Annotated in this window: 20 protein-coding genes; 13 read left to right on the top strand and 7 right to left on the bottom strand. The window is 67.2% G+C overall.

From position 1 onward, the window contains the following. Positions 1–124 precede the first annotated feature (124 nt). Positions 125–925 carry a DUF7839 domain-containing protein gene (locus DU502_RS02490; RefSeq protein ID WP_121919945.1) on the top strand — a complete coding sequence of 267 codons (801 nt, stop codon included), beginning with the start codon at positions 125–127 and terminating at the stop codon, positions 923–925. On the opposite strand, the gene DU502_RS02485 is transcribed toward DU502_RS02490, so the two are convergent. Next, a complete protein-coding gene (locus DU502_RS02485; protein ID WP_121919946.1) occupies positions 898–1,440 on the bottom strand; it encodes an ArsR/SmtB family transcription factor in 543 nt (180 codons plus the stop codon). The two genes, DU502_RS02490 and DU502_RS02485, sit on opposite strands and share 28 nt — an antisense overlap. Positions 1,441–1,600: 160 nt before the next feature. Here DU502_RS02485 and DU502_RS02480 point away from each other — a divergent pair, with 160 nt between their 5' ends. From DU502_RS02480 to DU502_RS02470, 3 genes are read left to right on the top strand one after another with little or no spacing between them, the layout of a single operon-like run. Then, a complete protein-coding gene (locus DU502_RS02480) occupies positions 1,601–1,816 on the top strand; it encodes a heavy-metal-associated domain-containing protein (protein WP_121919947.1) in 216 nt (71 codons plus the stop codon). A 4-nt stretch (positions 1,817–1,820) separates the two neighbouring features. Beyond that, the gene (locus DU502_RS02475) at positions 1,821–3,752 is read left to right on the top strand and encodes a heavy metal translocating P-type ATPase (RefSeq protein ID WP_121919948.1); all 1,932 of its coding nucleotides are present in this window, start codon (positions 1,821–1,823) and stop codon (positions 3,750–3,752) included. Positions 3,753–3,787: 35 nt separating this feature from the next. Then, a complete protein-coding gene (locus tag DU502_RS02470) occupies positions 3,788–4,423 on the top strand; it encodes a hypothetical protein (RefSeq protein ID WP_121919949.1) in 636 nt (211 codons plus the stop codon). Here the strand turns inward: DU502_RS02470 and DU502_RS02465 are convergent, their stop codons facing one another. The 3 genes from DU502_RS02465 to DU502_RS02455 all read right to left on the bottom strand — a co-directional run bounded on the left by DU502_RS02465 (position 4,424) and on the right by DU502_RS02455 (position 7,589). Continuing rightward, a complete protein-coding gene (locus tag DU502_RS02465) occupies positions 4,424–5,716 on the bottom strand; it encodes an MBL fold metallo-hydrolase (RefSeq protein WP_121919950.1) in 1,293 nt (430 codons plus the stop codon). A 43-nt stretch (positions 5,717–5,759) separates the two neighbouring features. Then, positions 5,760–6,761: a S1C family serine protease gene (locus tag DU502_RS02460; protein WP_121919951.1), complete on the bottom strand. Its 1,002-nt coding sequence runs from the start codon at positions 6,759–6,761 to the stop codon at positions 5,760–5,762. Positions 6,762–6,872: 111 nt separating this feature from the next. Then, positions 6,873–7,589 carry an alanyl-tRNA editing protein gene (locus DU502_RS02455; RefSeq protein ID WP_121919952.1) on the bottom strand — a complete coding sequence of 239 codons (717 nt, stop codon included), beginning with the start codon at positions 7,587–7,589 and terminating at the stop codon, positions 6,873–6,875. A gap of 162 nt (positions 7,590–7,751) precedes the next feature. Here DU502_RS02455 and DU502_RS02450 point away from each other — a divergent pair, with 162 nt between their 5' ends. Further along, the gene (locus tag DU502_RS02450; RefSeq protein ID WP_243695926.1) at positions 7,752–8,552 is read left to right on the top strand and encodes a halocyanin domain-containing protein; all 801 of its coding nucleotides are present in this window, start codon (positions 7,752–7,754) and stop codon (positions 8,550–8,552) included. An 18-nt stretch (positions 8,553–8,570) separates the two neighbouring features. On the opposite strand, the gene DU502_RS02445 is transcribed toward DU502_RS02450, so the two are convergent. Together DU502_RS02445 and DU502_RS02440 are read right to left on the bottom strand one after the other, a co-directional pair. Beyond that, positions 8,571–8,999, bottom strand: coding sequence for a CopG family ribbon-helix-helix protein (locus tag DU502_RS02445; RefSeq protein ID WP_121919954.1), 429 nt, complete (start codon positions 8,997–8,999; stop codon positions 8,571–8,573). Between the two features lie 48 nt (positions 9,000–9,047). Beyond that, the gene (locus DU502_RS02440; protein ID WP_121919955.1) at positions 9,048–9,629 is read right to left on the bottom strand and encodes a cysteine hydrolase family protein; all 582 of its coding nucleotides are present in this window, start codon (positions 9,627–9,629) and stop codon (positions 9,048–9,050) included. A 90-nt stretch (positions 9,630–9,719) separates the two neighbouring features. Here DU502_RS02440 and DU502_RS02435 point away from each other — a divergent pair, with 90 nt between their 5' ends. Beyond that, positions 9,720–10,715, top strand: coding sequence for a radical SAM protein (locus DU502_RS02435; protein WP_121919956.1), 996 nt, complete (start codon positions 9,720–9,722; stop codon positions 10,713–10,715). Between the two features lie 201 nt (positions 10,716–10,916). Here DU502_RS02435 and DU502_RS02430 read toward each other — a convergent pair whose 3' ends face one another. Next, positions 10,917–11,168: a hypothetical protein gene (locus tag DU502_RS02430; protein ID WP_121919957.1), complete on the bottom strand. Its 252-nt coding sequence runs from the start codon at positions 11,166–11,168 to the stop codon at positions 10,917–10,919. 86 nt (positions 11,169–11,254) lie between these two features. Here DU502_RS02430 and DU502_RS02425 point away from each other — a divergent pair, with 86 nt between their 5' ends. The 7 genes from DU502_RS02425 (at position 11,255) to DU502_RS02395 (ending at position 16,556) form a co-directional block, all read left to right on the top strand. After that, positions 11,255–11,485, top strand: a complete 231-nt coding sequence (locus tag DU502_RS02425) for a DUF7860 family protein (protein ID WP_121919958.1) — start codon at positions 11,255–11,257, stop codon at positions 11,483–11,485. 92 nt (positions 11,486–11,577) lie between these two features. Continuing rightward, complete coding sequence (gene ahaH, locus DU502_RS02420; RefSeq protein ID WP_121919959.1) at positions 11,578–11,910, top strand: ATP synthase archaeal subunit H; 333 nt, start codon at positions 11,578–11,580, stop codon at positions 11,908–11,910. Beyond that, positions 11,897–14,137, top strand: coding sequence for a V-type ATP synthase subunit I (locus tag DU502_RS02415; RefSeq protein WP_121919960.1), 2,241 nt, complete (start codon positions 11,897–11,899; stop codon positions 14,135–14,137). Before ahaH ends, DU502_RS02415 begins: the two co-directional genes overlap by 14 nt. A gap of 191 nt (positions 14,138–14,328) precedes the next feature. Continuing rightward, positions 14,329–14,589, top strand: coding sequence for an ATP synthase subunit K (locus DU502_RS02410; RefSeq protein ID WP_049934937.1), 261 nt, complete (start codon positions 14,329–14,331; stop codon positions 14,587–14,589). 19 nt (positions 14,590–14,608) lie between these two features. Beyond that, positions 14,609–15,190 (top strand): V-type ATP synthase subunit E, encoded by a 582-nt coding sequence (locus tag DU502_RS02405; protein WP_121919961.1) that lies wholly within the window; start codon positions 14,609–14,611, stop codon positions 15,188–15,190. Next, positions 15,187–16,236, top strand: a complete 1,050-nt coding sequence (locus tag DU502_RS02400) for a V-type ATP synthase subunit C (RefSeq protein WP_121919962.1) — start codon at positions 15,187–15,189, stop codon at positions 16,234–16,236. The genes DU502_RS02405 and DU502_RS02400 overlap by 4 nt, the downstream gene beginning before the upstream one ends. Beyond that, positions 16,233–16,556 carry a V-type ATP synthase subunit F gene (locus DU502_RS02395; RefSeq protein WP_121919963.1) on the top strand — a complete coding sequence of 108 codons (324 nt, stop codon included), beginning with the start codon at positions 16,233–16,235 and terminating at the stop codon, positions 16,554–16,556. The genes DU502_RS02400 and DU502_RS02395 overlap by 4 nt, the downstream gene beginning before the upstream one ends.

The raw sequence follows: 16,556 nt of genomic DNA, 5'->3' as shown, positions 1-16,556 counted from the left end.
GCTCTGAACGGGTAGACAAATTCGATGGGCCTAGAGCAATCTAACTTGTGCTATATTCGGACACATCGCAATTTCACCCGAACTAGTGTAAAAATACTTGGGGAGTGCGGCCGGAGGTGGGGTAATGGCAGAGAACGCCGACGAGGGCGTCCTACGGAGCAAGCGCGCGGCGACCCGGTATCAGATTCTGGTGGGGATCGCGGAGCGGCAGCCGGCGGTCAGCCAGCGGGAGATCGCCGACGACATCGGCATCACGGCACAGGCGGTGAGCGACTACCTGCAGGGGCTCATCGAGGAGGGCTACGTTCGAAGTCCCGGCCGCGGGCGGTACGAGGTGACCAAGGAGGGCGTCGACTGGCTCATCGGCCGAACCGACGAACTCCGGGAGTTCGTCACGCACGTCTCCGAGGACGTGATCGGGCAGGTCGAAATCGAGACCGCCATCGCCACCGCCGAGATCGACGAGGGCGACGCCGTCTCGCTGTCGATGCGCGACGGCGTCCTCCGGGCGACGCCGGGCACCGCCGGAAGTACAACCGCAGTTGCGGTCACGGGCACCGAGGCCGGGGGCGACGTGGGCGTCACGGATTTCGAGGGCGTCCTCGACTACGAGCTGGGCCGGGTGACCGCCGTCTCGATCCCGCGGGTGCAGGACGGGGGGAGTCGGGCCGTGGCGAGCGCGACGATTCGCGATCACGCGGCCGACTGTGATCTGGTGGCGACGGCGGGAACGGAGGCGCTGGTGGCCGCACGGGACGCCGACCTCGTACCCGACGTACGCTTCGGCACGCCGCAAGCGGTGAGCGAGGCCGCCGTGCGGGGACTGGACGTCCTCTTGCTGGTCGTGGCGGACGAACTCTCGACGCATCTCGACCGCCTCCGCGAGCACAACGTCAACTACGAGGTCGTCGACATCGTGGAGTAAGTCTCGGCGCGCGCAAACGCGCGCCGGAGGACGGTCAACAGGAGGTAAGTCTCGTATTTCTGATTGCGGCAGTGCTGACAGGGTGCCATCTCGGCCGCGATAGCGTCTAGCTCGTCGGCGTACTCGTCCCGAAGCGTCGCGACGAGGTCGGCCACCTGCGGTTCGATTCGCCCGGCCATCTCGTCGACGACCCTCTCGCTCGACTCGGGCAGCGAATAGGAGAGGACGACCGTGTTCGCGCGGTAGTATTTCGTCGTCGCGCCCTGGCGCTCTTCGAGGCGTGCCACCTCCACGAGCCCGGCGTCACGGAGTTCGTTGACGTGGTGGCGGACGGTGTTCTCCGTGCGGTCGAATCCGCGAGTCGCCAGGTCGTCGTGAATCGCCGCGACCGTCAGCGCCTCGTCGGCGAGCAGATCCAGGATCATGGCCCGGAGCGGCTCGTCCAGCGCGGCGGAGACGTTCGTGTCGCGGACGGCGATATCCGACAGTTCGACATCCGCAGTGAACTCGCTCATGCCACTGCTGTACGACGACGACACGTTTAGCGTTTGAGCCGAACGCCAACGTTGACGGCCGTCTAGACCACCCGTCGGTCCGGTTCGACGACCCGTGCGACCATCCAAACATATCATTTAAGTAATATATATGGGATGCGGGGGCGTAGTCGAAGCCACAATGAGCGAAACCACGCAGTTCCGCGTCGTGGACTTCGACTGTCCGACCTGTGCCAGCAACGTCGAACGGACGCTGGCGCGGGCCGAGGGTGTCGAAGATGTCGAGGTGTACTACACGACCGGTCGGGTCGAAATCGCGTACGATCCCGGCGTGACCGACCCGGACGCGTTCGCGTCTGCCATCGAGAGTCAGGGTTACACGCCCCGACTCGCGTAGGGCGATGCACTGGCGCCGATACTACCGGAAGCACCGCACGGCCGTCGTGACCGGCGCGAGCGGCCTCCTGTACGCCGGCGGGTGGAGCCTCGGCTACGTCACGTCGTTCGACGCCGCGAGCGCCGCGATACTGGTCCTCGCGGCGGTCGTGGGCGGCTACGATATCGCGAGGGTGGCCGTCAGCGAGGTCAGGAACCGGACGCTCGGCATCAAGACGCTGGTGACGCTGGCGGCCGTCGGCGCCGTCGCCATCGGCGCCTACTGGGAGGCCGCGGCCGTCGTCTTCCTGTTCTCGCTGGGGAGTTACCTCGAAGGGCGGACGATGCGCAAGACGCGCGCCGCCCTCGAGGAACTGCTGGAGCTGACGCCCGACACGGCGCTCGTTCGCCGCGACGGCGACACCGTCGAAGTGCCCGCCCGCGACGTGGACCCGGGCGAAGTCGTCCTCGTCGCTCCCGGCGAGAAGATTCCGGTCGACGGCGAGGTGGTGGACGGCGAGAGCAGCGAGGGGTCGGAGACCCCTCGAGCGAACGGGGAACCCGTGAGCGCCGTCGATCAGGCACCCGTGACCGGCGAGAGCGCGCCCGTCCACAAGCGGGCGGGCGACGAGGTGTACGCCGGGACGATCAACCAAGCGGGGGCGCTGGACGTGCGGACGACCGGCGCCGGATCGGACACGACGCTCCAGCGTATCATCCGTCGCGTCGAGGCGGCCCAGGAGGCCCAGTCGCCGACCGAGCGCCTCCTCGACCGCTTCGCGACGTACTACACGCCGGGCATCGTCCTGCTGTCGGTCGGTGCGTTCGTCGTCACCCGGGACGCGTTGCTGTCGCTGACCCTGCTCGTCATCGGCTGTCCCGGCGCGCTCGTCATCGGCCCGCCCGTCAGCGTCGTCTCCGCCATCGGCAACGCCGCGCGCAACGGCGTCCTCATGAAAGGCGGGGAGCATCTCGAACGGGCGGGAAAAATCGACCTCGTCGCCTTCGACAAGACGGGGACGCTCACCCGCGGCGAAACGGCGGTGGCCGACGTGACGGGGTTCGGGCACGACGCCGACCACGTCCTGCGGATCGCCGCCATCGCGGAGCGACGGAGCGAACACCACCTCGGGAGCGCGATCCGCGAGGCCGCCGAACGCCGAAGTGCAACCCGAACCGACGGCGGCACCGTCGTCACCGGCACGTCGCTCCCCGACCCCGACGACTTCGACGTCGTGCCGGGCAAAGGCGTGATCGCCCACCACGACGGCCGCGAACTCGTCGTCGGGAACCGCGCACTCCTCGACGACCGCGGGATTCCCGTCCCCGACGCGGCGTTCGTGTACGTCCGCGAGCGAGAGGAACGCGGGGAGACGGCCGTCCACGTCGCCCTCGACGGCGACGTGATCGGCGCCGTCGCCCTCCGCGACGAACTCCGTGAGGCCGCACCCGGCGTCGTCCGCGCGCTTCGGGACGCCGGCGTCGAGACGGTGATGCTCACCGGCGACAACGAGCGCACCGCCCGCGCAGTTGCTGGCGAAGTCGGAATCGACACCGTCCACGCCGAACTCCTTCCCGAAGAGAAACAGACCGTGATCGAGGCGTTCCGGGCGGACGGCCACGTCGTCGCCATGGTCGGGGACGGCATCAACGACGCACCGTCGCTGGCGACGGCCGACGTGGGCATCGCCATGGGTGCCGCGGGCACCGACACCGCCATCGAGACGGCGGATATGGCGCTGATGGCCGACGGCCTAGAGCGTATCCCCTACGCCATCGGACTCAGCAAGGCGGCCCGGTGGAACGTCGCCGAGAACGTCGGCCTCGCGACTCTGACCGTCGGCATCTTGCTCGCGGGCGTGCTGACGAGTTACGTCCACCTCGCGGTCGGGATGCTCGTCCACGAGGCGAGCGTCCTCGCGGTGATCCTCAACGGAATGCGCCTCCTGCGGTACTGAGACTGCTAGCGACACGATACCCAACTGATCATACTATGCACACGACCACCGACGATACGGAGACGAACTGGGCCGTCAGCTACGACGCCGAACCGATCCGCATCCGCGACCCGGTCGCCGAGGCACTCGCCGTCCTCGACCCCGGCGACCCGTTCGTGATCACCTACGAAGACGTGGTGCAGGCCGCCGGACACTCCTGTCCGACCGCCGCGGGCGCGTTCCGCATCGCACAGCGAGGACTCGACGCCCTGTATCCCGACTCCCTCCCCGTCCGGAGCGACGTGGCCGTGGTCGCGGCGGGGACCCGCGACGACCCCACGTACGGCGTGACCGCGACCCTGCTCTCCTACATCACCGGTGCCGGCGGCGTGGAGGGGTTCGGCGGCCTCGCTGGCGGCTACGGCGGCCGCCAGAACCTCCTCACGTTCGACGGCTTCGACGCCGACACCGCCGAGCCGACGTTCCGACTGCGCCGACGCGACACCGACGACCGGGTCGAGGTTGTCTACCACGTCGACGACGTGCCCGACGGTGGTCCCGCGATGGGACACCTCCGACGGATCGTCGAGGGGACGGCGAGCGAGCGCGAGCGTGCGGCGTTCGCCGAGGCGTGGCACGGGCGAGTGCAGGCCATCCTCGACGACGAGCGCCTCGTCACGGTCGAGGGCTGATCACTCGGCGTCGACCGTCACCGTCTCGCCGACCGCCGGCGCAGACGCGTCGTAGCCGTCGGTGACGAGTTCGTCCGCGAATGCCCCGCAACGATCCCCGTGGTTGACGAGGATCGTCGCGTCGCGGTAGGAGTCGAGGAGCGACCGGAGTCCCGCGCGGTCGGCGTGCGCGGAGAAGTCGTACCACTCGACCTGCGCCGAGACGGGCATCACGCGGCCGTCGAGTTCGGCACTGCCCGTCTCCAGCAGGTCGCGGCCGGGGGTGCCCTCGACCTGATAGCCCGTCAGCGTGATCTTGTTCGTCGGATGTGATCGGATCGCCGGGATGTACGTCATCGCCGGACCGCCTGAGAGCATCCCGCTGGTCGTCACGATCACCGTATTCTGCTCCGCGATGCGTTTTCGCTGACCGTCGCGGCCGGTGACGAACCGGGCGTTCGACTTCGCCCGCCGGAGTGCCTCGTCGTCCCGAACGAACTGGGGGTGGCGGCGAAGCATCTTCGTCACCCGTTTGCCCATGCCGTCGACGTAGCAGTCGACGTCGTTGGCGGCACAGACCAGCAGCATCTCCTGTGTCCGACCGATGGCGAACGCGGGGACGACGACGGTCCCGCCCTCCCAGACGGTCGTGCGGACGCTGTCGACGAAGCGCTCTTCGATCCGCTCGCGAGGCTCGTGGTCCACGTCGGAGTACGTACTCTCACAGATGACGACGTCGGCGTCCGGACGGGCGGTCGAAGCCGAGACGAGTCGCTGATCCTCCGTGTGGAAGTCGGCGGTGTAGAACAGGCGGGTGTCGCCGTCGTCGACGAGGACGTGCGCGCTGCCGGGGATGTGGCCCGCATTGTAGAAGGTCACTTCGTGCCCGGCGGCCTCGAACGTCTCGCGGTAGCCGTGTGTCTCCGAAACCTGTGTGACGCGCCGGACTTCCTCCTCGGTGAAGGGGCAGTCGTAGGTGCCGCCGCGTCGCCGCTGGCGCCGCGAGCCGCCGGTCACTCCGCTCCCGGCGACGCCGTGCAGTTTCAGCGTGTCCCGAGCGAGCGTGAGTGCGAGTTCCCGGGTCGGCGGCGTCCAGTGAATCGGCGGCCGGCGGTCGCCGGAGAGGAGCGAGGGGATGGCGCCGACGTGGTCGAGGTGGCCGTGGCTGACGACGACGGCCTCCGGATCGGGTGTTGCGACCGGGAACTGGGGTGGGTTCCCGGTCAGCATCCCGTAATCGAGGAGGAGGCGGTCGTTCACGAGGATGGCACTCCGGCCTACCTCGCGCGCGCCGCCGAGAAAGCGGAGTTCCATTGGGCCACGGTAGCCGTCCGCGCCGTTTGTGTCCGTCGTTTTCCTATCCGCGGAGCCGCCGACGGGACGGTAACTCGCCCGGCGTCGGTCGTTCCTCCAGCGTGACGCGCTCGGTCGTCTCGCGTCCACCCCGGACGATCCGCAGGCCGACCGTCTCGCCCGGTTCGGTCTCCGTGATGAGATAGCGGACGAGGCTCTCGTGGGAGTTGATGGGCGTGCCCTCGATGCCGACGATGACGTCGCCACCGACGGGGACCCGCTGGCCCCGGATCGACTCGGTCCGGTCGCTGGGTGCGAGGGGTGTGCCGGTCGGGCCGTACCACGCGTCGACGACGAGGACGCCACGGGGGTCGTCGAGGCCGTTCGCCGCCGCGACCGTCGGCGACACGTCGATGGTCCGGATGCGCATGTACGGGTGGCGGACGCGGCCGTCGGCGATCAGTCGCGGAACGACGCTGTCGAGGAGGAGCGGCGACACCGCGAAGCCGATGTTCTCGCCTGCCGTCGCTCGATTCACGCCGACGACGACGCCGTCGAGCGTGACGAGCGGTCCCCCGGAGTTTCCGGGGTTGATCGGCGCGTCGGTCTGGACGGTGTCGGGGATCGAGAACCCCTGTCCCGTCGGCATGGAGCGGTTCGTGCCGCTGACGATGCCAGCCGATATCGTCCCGTCGAGACCCAGCGGGTTGCCGAGGGCGGCGACTCGCTGCCCCGGGCGCGGCGCCGCGTCGGCAACGGGCAGGGGCGTCGCGTAGTCGGGCAGGTCGTCGACGCGCACGACCGCGAGATCGGTGTAGGCGTCGGTTCCGACGACGCGACCGACCCGCCAGTCACCCTCGCTGAAACGGAGGTCCACCTCGTCGGCGTCGGCCACGACGTGCTGGTTGGTGACGACGTGTCCCCGGTCGTCGTAGACGAACCCCGATCCGGCACCGTCGCCGCGGTGCCGTCGCTCGTCGTCCCAGTGGGAGACGTAGATCGATACCACCGACGGCATCGCCGCACTGTACACCGCCTCGTATCCCGCGTCGTTCTCGAACGCCATGGTGTGGCACCGGCCACCCGACGGGACCGAGCGTCGGGCACCGGCATTGGGGAGGCTACGTGCCGAGGAGACAAGCGGTCACGGGGGGTGGACGCGACCCGCGCCGTACCGTCACGCCACGTCGAACGCGAGTCGTTCGACGCCGTCGGACCGCGACCGATCCGTGATTCGGACGGTCCCCACCTCGCCGAGACGGTCGACGTGCGTCCCGCCGCAGGGACAGACGTCGAAGTCGTCGATTTCGACGACGCGCATCGGGTCGACGAAGTCGGGAATCGCGTCGATCTGGGCACGCCCGTCGGGCACCACCTCTTCGACCGCCGAGCGGGGGCGTTCGACCTTCTGAACGGGGAGGTCGCGCTCGATGGCCGCGTTCGTCAGGCGTTCGACGGTCGCCACCTGGTCGTCGCCGAGGTCGGCGCCCTCGAACTCGACCCATCCGCCGTCGACGGTCAGGCCGTTGCCGACCGTCGCCGCCCCGAACTCGTCGAGAACGACCCGCGAGAGGACGTGCTGGGCGGTGTGGAGCCGGGTGAGACGGTCGCGGCGCTCGGCGTCGATCCGGCCGGTGACGGTCGTCCCCTCGGCCGGCAGGTCGCCATCGGCCGCGTCGACGTAGTGACGCACGTCGCCGTGGTTCTTCCGGGCGTCGACGACGACCGCCTCGCCACCGGACCACGAGAGCGTCCCCCGATCCGCGGGTTGCCCGCCGCCACCGGGGTAGAAGTAAGTGCCGTCGAGGACCACGTAGTCGTCGCCCGTCTCGGTGACGGTCGCCTCGAACTCGGTCACGTCGTCGGCGTCGGGGAGATAGCGGAGGTCGGTCATGCGGGAGGGATCGGGTCGCGGCGGTAAAAACCGTCCGGGGTAACTTTCGACGATTCCAGAGCGTTGGGAACGCGCGGGAGCGTCCATCAGTGCGCCGCCGGCAGTCAAATGGGAGGTGTGAAAGCGATGCACGAACCGTCCGATTGGTCCCGGCGAACGTTCGTGGCAACTGCCCTTCTCGGCACCGGCTCGGTCGCCGGCTGTCTGGCACGGGGGCAGGAAGCCACCGAAACAGAAGCGTCGACCGGCTGCCTCGACGACTGGCTGGCCGACGCGAACGGCTACGAGGGGGTGATCGAACGCTACGGCGACGGCGACGAGCCGACGGTGACCGTCGGCGACAGCCTCGGCACGGATCACGGCGACGCCGCGTTCGGCCCCGCCGGCGTCCGCGTCCCGCCGGGCACGACCGTCACGTGGGAGTGGAGCGGCCACGGCGACCCCGCGAACGTCGTCGCCCTTGGCGACTCGTTCGACAGTGGCGACCCCGTCGCCATCCACGGCCACACGTTCACCCACAGGTTCGAGGACCGTGGCACGTACCGCTACGTCTCGGAGCCGTCACGGGACGAAGGGATGCGCGGCGTCGTCGTCGTCGCCGACCCGCCGTCGAGCGACTATCCGGCCGTCGACGCGTGGCTGGCGGACGTTGAGATTTACGACGGGACGGTGGTCGACTGGCGGGACTACCCCTCGCCCATCGTCACCGTCGGCTCCGCGGAAGGCGAGAGCGAGTTCACGTTCTCGCCGCCGGCGGCCCGCGTCTCCACGGGAACGACCGTCCGCTGGGTGTGGACTGGCGGCCCGCACCAGATCGCGTTCGAAGACGCCGACATCGGGAGCGCGGTGGAGACGAAACCCGGGGTGCAGTTCGAACACACGTTCGAGGAGCCCGGCGTCTACCGGTACGCCTGCGCCCCCCACCACACGCTCGGTGCGAAAGGCGCCATCGTCGTCGAATAGGCGGTCGGCGGTCGACCGCTATTCGGGCGACGCGAACGGCCCGAACTCGTCGACGGGCATCACCGAGTAGTCGACGCTGAGGGTGTCCTGCGTCGCGCGAATCTTGCCGACGAACGTCGAGATTGTCTCCAACTGCCCTTCGAGGACGAACAGTTCCATGCAGTAGTGGGAGCCGACGTGGCTGTGGAAGTTGGCGACGACGAGGCCCTCGTAGTCGTGACGGAGGCCCATCATCCGCTCCTCGACGCTCGTCGTCTCGTAATCGAAGATGACTGTCACGACCGCCATGAGGTCGCGGTCCTCCAGTCGCTTGTCCTCGAACTCGCCGAGCAGGTTCCGTGACGCCTCGCGGACGACTTCGCTCCGGCCGGTGTAACCGTGTTCCTTCGCGAACGCGTCGATCCGCTCCACTAACTCTTCGGGCATCGAGACGCTGACGACCGTCATGTATTAACTCAACGCCGTTCAGATATTAAGGATTGCCGAACAACTCGGTTAGCAGGTCGGCAGGAAGTCGACGGCGTCGCGGGTCGTCGTCTCGCCGAACAGCCAGTCGGCGTGGTCGACGGCGTACTCGCGGTCGGCCTCCTCGATGTAGCCGAGGGTGTCGGTGACGAGGACGGGGCGGTAGTCCCGGAGGCCCGCACTGCCGGCGGTGTGGAGGACACAGACGTTGGCGAGCGTCCCGCAGATGAGCAGGTCGTCGATGCCGCGGGCGGAGAGCCAGCCGTCGAGTTCCGTCTCGTGGAAGGCGTCGTAGGTGTGTTTCTCGACGACGTGGTCGCCGGGGCGCACGTCGAGTTCGTCGACGAGTTGCGCCTCCCACGAGCCTTCGAGGACGTGTTCGCCCCAGCGTTCGAACTCGTCGTAGTAGTTGGCCCCGTCGAACTGTTCGGGTGGATGAACGTCGCGCGTGTAGACGACGCGGGCGCCGGTTTCGTGGGCCCGGTCGACCAGCGCCGCCACGTCGTCGATGGCGGCCTCGCTCGCAGGGGTGTAGAGACTGCCGTCGGGGTGACAGAAGCCGTTCTGCATATCGACGACGACGACCGCCGTGGAGTCGGGATCGTACGGCATGCCACCCGGTATGCGGGCGACGAACCTAAACGGTCGGTTCGATCCGTACCGACGGGTTTTCCCACCTCGGCGTCGATGTACCGACAACGAATGATCTCGAAGGGCTGTGAACAGTGCGCCAAGGGCGGGAAGATGGTGCTGTTCGTCTACGGCTACTGCGACCAGCGCGACTGCTTCTACTGTCCGCTCGGGGAGAACCGCAAGAACGTCGACACCGTCTACGCCAACGAGCGGCAAGTCGAGAGCGACGAGGACGTGTTGACCGAAGCCCACCGGATGAACGCCCTCGGCACCTCCATCACCGGCGGCGAACCCCAGGAATCCCTCGATCGGACCTGTCACTACCTCTCCCTCCTGAAAGACGAGTTCGGCGAGGACCACCACACCCACCTCTACACCGGCATCACCGGCGGGCGCGAGAACATGCGCCGCCTCTCCGAGGCGGGTCTCGACGAGATCCGCTTCCACCCGCCGCTCGACCTGTGGGGCGACCTCCACGGCACCGAGTGGGAGGACATCCTCTACATCGCCCGCGAGGAGGGACTGACCCCAGCGTTCGAGATTCCGGGCATCCGCGCCGAACCCGAATTTCTGGAGTTTCTGGACGAGGGCGCCGCCGACTTCTGTAACATCAACGAGTTCGAGATGTCCGACGGCAACTACCGCCGGATGCAGGAGGAGGGCTACGACCTCCGCGAGGGCCACATGAGCGCGGTCGAGTCCCCCAAAGAGGAGATTCTCGACGTGATGGGCGACCACGACCGGGTGTACTTCTGCACCTCGGTGTTCAAGGACGCCGCCCAGCATCGCCGTCGACTGAAGCGGATGGCCCGCCAGATCCGCCGGGAGTTCGACGAGGTGACCGACGACGGCACCCTCGTCTACGGCAAGACGTGGGTGACCGAGGAGCGCCTGCGGGACCTCGGCGTGCCCGAGGAGTTCTACACCGTCAAGTCCGACCACGTCGAACTCGCGTGGTGGCTGCTAGAGGAGATGGTCGACGAGGGCGACGTGGGCGAGGGGGAGATCGTGGAGCAGTATCCGACCGTCGATGGGACGGTCGTGGAGCGCACGCCGTTAGCGTAGGTTTTGGTCCAGCTTTTGCGAGGGGTGAGCGTCAGCGAACCCCGAGTAAAAGGTGGGACTGGGACGGTCGTGGAGCGCACGCCGTTAGCGTAGGTTTTGGTCCAGCTTTTGCGAGGGGTGAGCGTCAGCGAACCCCGAGTAAAAGGTGGGACTGGGACGGTCGTGGAGCGCACGCCGCTGGCGTAGGCAAAAGAGAGGGCTTTACTCCGCGAGTCGCCGCCGCACCGCCGCCAGTTTCGGCTGGAACTTGTCGGTACTCATCAGGTAGGCGAAGTAGAAGGCCATGAGGCCCATGAACGCGATCCACGCGCCGAGTTTGGCGTTGCCGCTCTCGACGGTCGCGAGCGCGAGACGTTCGATGTAGAGGCCGGCGACCGACAGGCCGACGCTCCCGAGGCCGAAAAAGAGCAGTTCGAGCAGTTCGGGGAGGAGTTCGAGCAGCGCGGAGTTCATGCTCGGACGTTGCGGTCAGGTATTGTGTCTCTTTCGATCCGTCGGAAACGGAACGCTCTTTTGCTGGCCCGGCGGAGGGGGAGGTGATGACGGGACGATACGGCGATCTCGACTATCCGACGCTGGCGAAACGTGGGACGTTGCTCGGCTTCGGGCTGTTCGCACTCGGCGCACTCGGAGAACTCGCGAGTCACGCACTGGGGATGCAACTGCCGGCGTGGGAGGCGACGCTCCTGTTCGACGCCGAGGTACTCGGCGTGGCGCTGTTCCTGCTGTCGCCGCTCGTGTTCGGCGTCCTGCTTCCGCTGACGGAGTGAGGACGACGGCGGTCCGCTGGCCGACGAGCCCCGCAGAGCCGTTCCGCAAACACCTTATATGCCGATTGCGCAAGTTTCCACTGATCAGTAGTATGCCGAGACCAGAGGTTCTCGAACGGATCAAGGCGGCCGAGGAGGAGGCCGAAGAGATCGTCGCGGAGGCCGAGACCGACCGAGAGGAGCGCATCTCGGAAGCGCGAGCGCGTGCCGACGAGATTCGCGCCGAGGCCGAGGAAGAGGCCGACGAGATGGCCGAGCGTCGTCTCGACGAGGCCGAATCGGAGATCGAAGCCGAAGCGACGGAGATCCGGGAGGAGGGGACGGCGGCCCGGGAAGAACTCATCGCCCAGGCGGAAGAGCGCATGGACGAGGCGGTCGAGTACGCCATCACACAGTTCGAGGAGGCGGTGCATGCTCAGACCTGAGCGAATGAGCAAGGTCTCGGTGACGGGATCAAAGGGGGTCATGGACGACGTCGTCGAGGCAGTCCACGACTGCAACCTGCTCCACGTCACCGAGTACGACGGGTCCTGGGAAGGGTTCGAACCGGGCAACCCGATCGACGGCGCCGAGGAAGCCTCCGAGAAACTGGTGACGGTCCGCTCCATCGAGAGCATCCTCGACGTCGACGGCGAGGACGCCGGCCCGACGCGCATCGTCACCGACGACGCCCTCGAGGAGGAACTCGAGGGGATCCGCGAGCGCGTCAACGAACTCGAGGACCGCCGGGACGAGATCCGGACGGAACTCGGGAGCATCGAGGAGAAGATTTCGAGCGCCGAGCCGTTCGCGACGCTCGGCATCGACCTCGACCTGCTCTCGGGATACGACACGCTGGATGTCGTCGTCGGTGAAGGGAAACGCGAGGCCGTCGAGCGCGCCGTCGTCGACGCCGACGGACTCGGCGCCGTCGAGATCTTCGCCGAGGAGAGCGTCGTCGCCATCTTCGCACGTCCGGCCGACGCCGCCGACGAGGACGTGCTGACGGACGCGCTTGTCGGCGTTGACTTCACGGCGCTGGAGGTCCCGGACGCCGAGGGCTCGCCCGAGGAGTACGTCGCGGATCTCGAACACCGGCAACAGCAACTCGAATCCAAGCTTCGCACCGTCGAGGACGAACTCGACGAGGTGAAACTCGACGCCGCGGGCTTCCTGCTCGCCGCCGAGGAGAAACTCTCCATCGACGTACAGAAACGCGAGGCGCCGCTCTCCTTTGCGACCACCGACAACGCGTTCGTCGCGGAAGGGTGGATTCCGACCGAGGAGTACACCGGCTTCGCGGCGGCCATCACGGACGCCGTCGGTGATCACGTCGAGGTCGAAGAGATCGAACGCGCGGCGTTCAAATCCGACGGGTCCGAGGTCCACGAGGACGTCACCGCCGGGAGCGGCGAGGGCGCCGCGGCCGCCGACGGCGGGGAGGAGATCCGCGCCGACGGCGGCGGTTCGGTCGTGATGCGCGACGACTCGCCACCGGTCATCGCGAACAACCCCGGCGTCGTCAAACCGTTCGAAGTCCTCACCGAAGCCGTCAGCCGGCCGAAATACGACGAGTTCGACCCGACGGTCGTTCTCTTCCTGACCTTCCCGGCCTTCTTCGGCTTCATGATCGGGGACCTCGGCTACGGCGCGCTCTACACCCTGATCGGCTACTTCCTCTACTCCAAATTCGACAGTGATGCGTTCAAGAGCATGGGTGGCGTGACGATCTTCGCTGGCCTCTTCACGATGCTCTTTGGCATCCTCTACGGCGAGATTTTCGGCCTGCACCTGATCTCGACGTACTTCTGGGAGGGTGCGCTCGGCATGGCCCACCCGCCCATGGAGAAGGGGCTCTCCCCCGCAGGGAAGTCCTACGCCCTGACGTGGCTCGTCGTGAGCATCTTGATGGGTATTGCCCACCTCAACGTGGGCTACGTCTTCGACTTCGTCGAGAACCTCGAACACCACGACGTCAAGCACGCCCTCTACGAGAGCGGGTCGTGGATCCTCATGCTCAACGGGCTGTGGGTGTGGATCTTCTCGCTGAGCGCCGTGAGCTACAAGCCCGGTTTCCTGTTCACTATCTTCGATGGCTCGGGCGCGGCGCCCGAGGGCGCCGAGGCGATCCACGCCACCTACGCCCTCGGCTTCAACGGCTTCCCCGAACTGGTCGGGTTGGCCGGCCTCGCCGCGTTCGTGATCGGTCTCGTCCTCCTCGCGGTCGGCGAGCCAATCGAGATCATTGAGTTCCTGAACGTGCTGGTGAACGCGCTGTCGTACACCCGGATCGCCGCCGTGCTGCTGGCGAAGGCGGGGATGGCCTTCACGGTCAACCTGCTCTTCTTCGGCGTGTACGTCACCGGCGAAGGGTCGGAGGCGGCGTTCCACTTCGGCCTCGGCCACATGCCCCACGTGGGCGACATGGCTCATGGCCACGAAGTGACCGAGATCATGTTCGGCGGACTGGTCCACTCCGGTCCGGCGATGCTGATCGTCGGCCTCCTCGTCCTCGTTCTCGGCCACGCACTCGTCCTCGCACTCGGCGTGACGAGCGCCGGCCTGCAGGCGGTGCGTCTCGAGTACGTGGAGTTCTTCGGGAAGTTCTACCAGGGTGGCGGTCGGGAGTACGAACCGTTCGGGTACGAGCGGACGTACACTACCGAGGACTGACGCGGTCGGTTCGGGGCACGCACCGTCCCCACGACCGTGTTACTCTCTGACGCGCGACGACCGAGTAGAGACGGGTTTCGGCCGCGTATTCGGCAATTTTCGCGAATCGGTTTGGGAAGCTTTATGGCAGTCGTAGAGGCAACTACGGGATGTTCGGAGACGACTAAACGGACTCCACACCACTACACACAATGTACGAACTCGCAACGCAGCTGGCATCCGTCGTACTGCAGGCAGAAGGGGCAGCGGCACCGGCCATTCCGCCCACAGCCGCCGCGGCACTGGCCGTCGGGCTCGCGGCGTTCGGCGCGGGATACGCCGAGCGTGGCATCGGTGCGGCCGCCGTCGGCGCCGTCGCCGAGGACCAGGATCTCTTCGTGCAGGGACTGATTTTCACCGTCCTGCCGGAGACTCTCGTGATCCTCGCGCTGGTCGTCGTGTTCCTGGTCTGAACACCCCCTCCCTCTCATCATGAGTTTAGAAACAGTCGCCGAGGACATTCGAGACGAGGCCCGCGCGCGTGCGGAGGAAATCCGCGAAGAGGGCGAGGAGCGCGCCGAGGAGATCATCGCCGACGCCGAGGCCGACGCGGAGGAGATCCACGAAGAGCGTGAGGCCGAGGTCGAACGCGAGATCGAACAGCGGCGCGAACAGACCATCTCCAGCGCGAAGCTCGAAGCCAAGCAGGCTCGGCTGGAGGCCCGTCGCGACGCCCTAGAAGAGGTCCGCGAAGCGGCCGAAGCGGCCATCGCGGACATCGACGGCGAACGCCGTCGATCGCTGACCGCCGCGCTCCTCGACGAAGCCGCCGAGGAGTTCGACGATAACGAGTCGGTCTCCGTCTACGGCCGGGCGGACGATCAGGAACTGCTCGAAGACCTGCTCGAGGAGTACGAGGGCTTCAGCGTCGCCGGGGAACACGACTGCCTCGGCGGCGTCGTCGTCGAGAGCGAGGAATCGCGCGTTCGCGTGAACAACACCTTCGACTCGATCCTCGAGACGGTCTGGGAGGACAACTTGAAGGAACTGAGTAACCGACTGTTCGAGCGATGAGCGCGAGCCCCGGCAGTTCGAACCCGGAGTACGTCACCGCCCGCGTGCGGTCACGCCGCGCGGCGCTCTTTAGCGACGACGATTATCGGAAGCTCGTCCGCATGGGGCCGTCGGAGATCGCCCGCTTCATGGAGGAGTCGGAGTACGAGCGCGAGATCAACGCGCTCGGGGCGCGCCACTCGGGGGTCGACCTCATCGAGTACGCGCTCAACCGGAATCTGGCGAAACACTTCAACGACCTGTTGGCGTGGGCGGACGGCCGCCTGTACGATCTGATCGCTCGATACCTCCGGAAGTTCGACGCGTGGAACGTCAAGACGGTCCTGCGCGGAATCTACTCCGGCGCGGACCGCGACGGCGTGGAGACGGACCTCATCCGCGCAGGCGAACTGGACGACCGCCTGCTCGACCGCCTGCTCGACGCGGGGTCCATCGAGGAAGCCATCGACCTGCTCGACCGGACGATGTTCGGAGACCCGCTCCGCGACGCGTTCGACGACTACGAGGAAGGCGGCGTGCTCGTGCCGCTCGAGAACGCGGTCGACCGCGCCTTCTACGAGCAGTTGCTGTCGGAGCTGCAGGTCGGGGAAGCGACCGAGACGTACCGCGAATTTCTGCAGGCCGAAATCGACTTCCGGAACGCGCGGAACGCACTTCGGCTGGCCCGGAGCGGCGCCGACGTCGACCCCTCGGAGTACTTCATCGAGGGCGGTCGGCTCTTCTCCGCGAGCGAGCTGAACGCGCTGGCGTCGAACGTCGACGAACTCGTCGCGACGATCCGTGAGAGCACGTACGGTGACAAGCTCTCCGACGCGCTCGACGAGTTCGAGGAGGCGGACAGCCTCATCTCGTTCGAGCGGGCGCTCGACGCGGCACTGCTCGAATACTCGGAGCAGCTCGGCTTCGTCCACCCGCTGTCGGTGGCGCCGGTCATCTCCTACATCCTCGCCAAGGAGCGCGAGGTGGACAACATCCGCGCCATCGCCCGGGGCCGTGAAGCCGGCCTATCCGACGAGGAAATCGAGGAGGAACTGGTGATCCTATGAGCCAGGAAATCGCCGTCATCGGGAGCCCCGACTTCACGACGGGCTTCCGACTCGCGGGCGTACGGAAGTTCGAGAACGTACCGAACGAACAGAAAGACGAGGAGCTCGACGACGCCGTCATGCGGACGCTCGACGACGACGACGTCGGCATCGTCGTGATGCACGACGATGACATGGCGCATCTCTCCCGGAACGCTCGGGAAGCCGTCGAGGGGAGCATCGAGCCGGTGCTCGTCACCCTCGGTGGCGGCGCCGGCAGCGGCGGCCTGCGCGAGCAGATCAAGCGAGCCATCGGTATCGACCTGATGGAGGAAGACTAA

Source organism: Haloplanus aerogenes, from assembly GCF_003856835.1.
Classification (GTDB): domain Archaea; phylum Halobacteriota; class Halobacteria; order Halobacteriales; family Haloferacaceae; genus Haloplanus; species Haloplanus aerogenes.
This window is presented reverse-complemented; position numbering and strand designations above follow the sequence as displayed.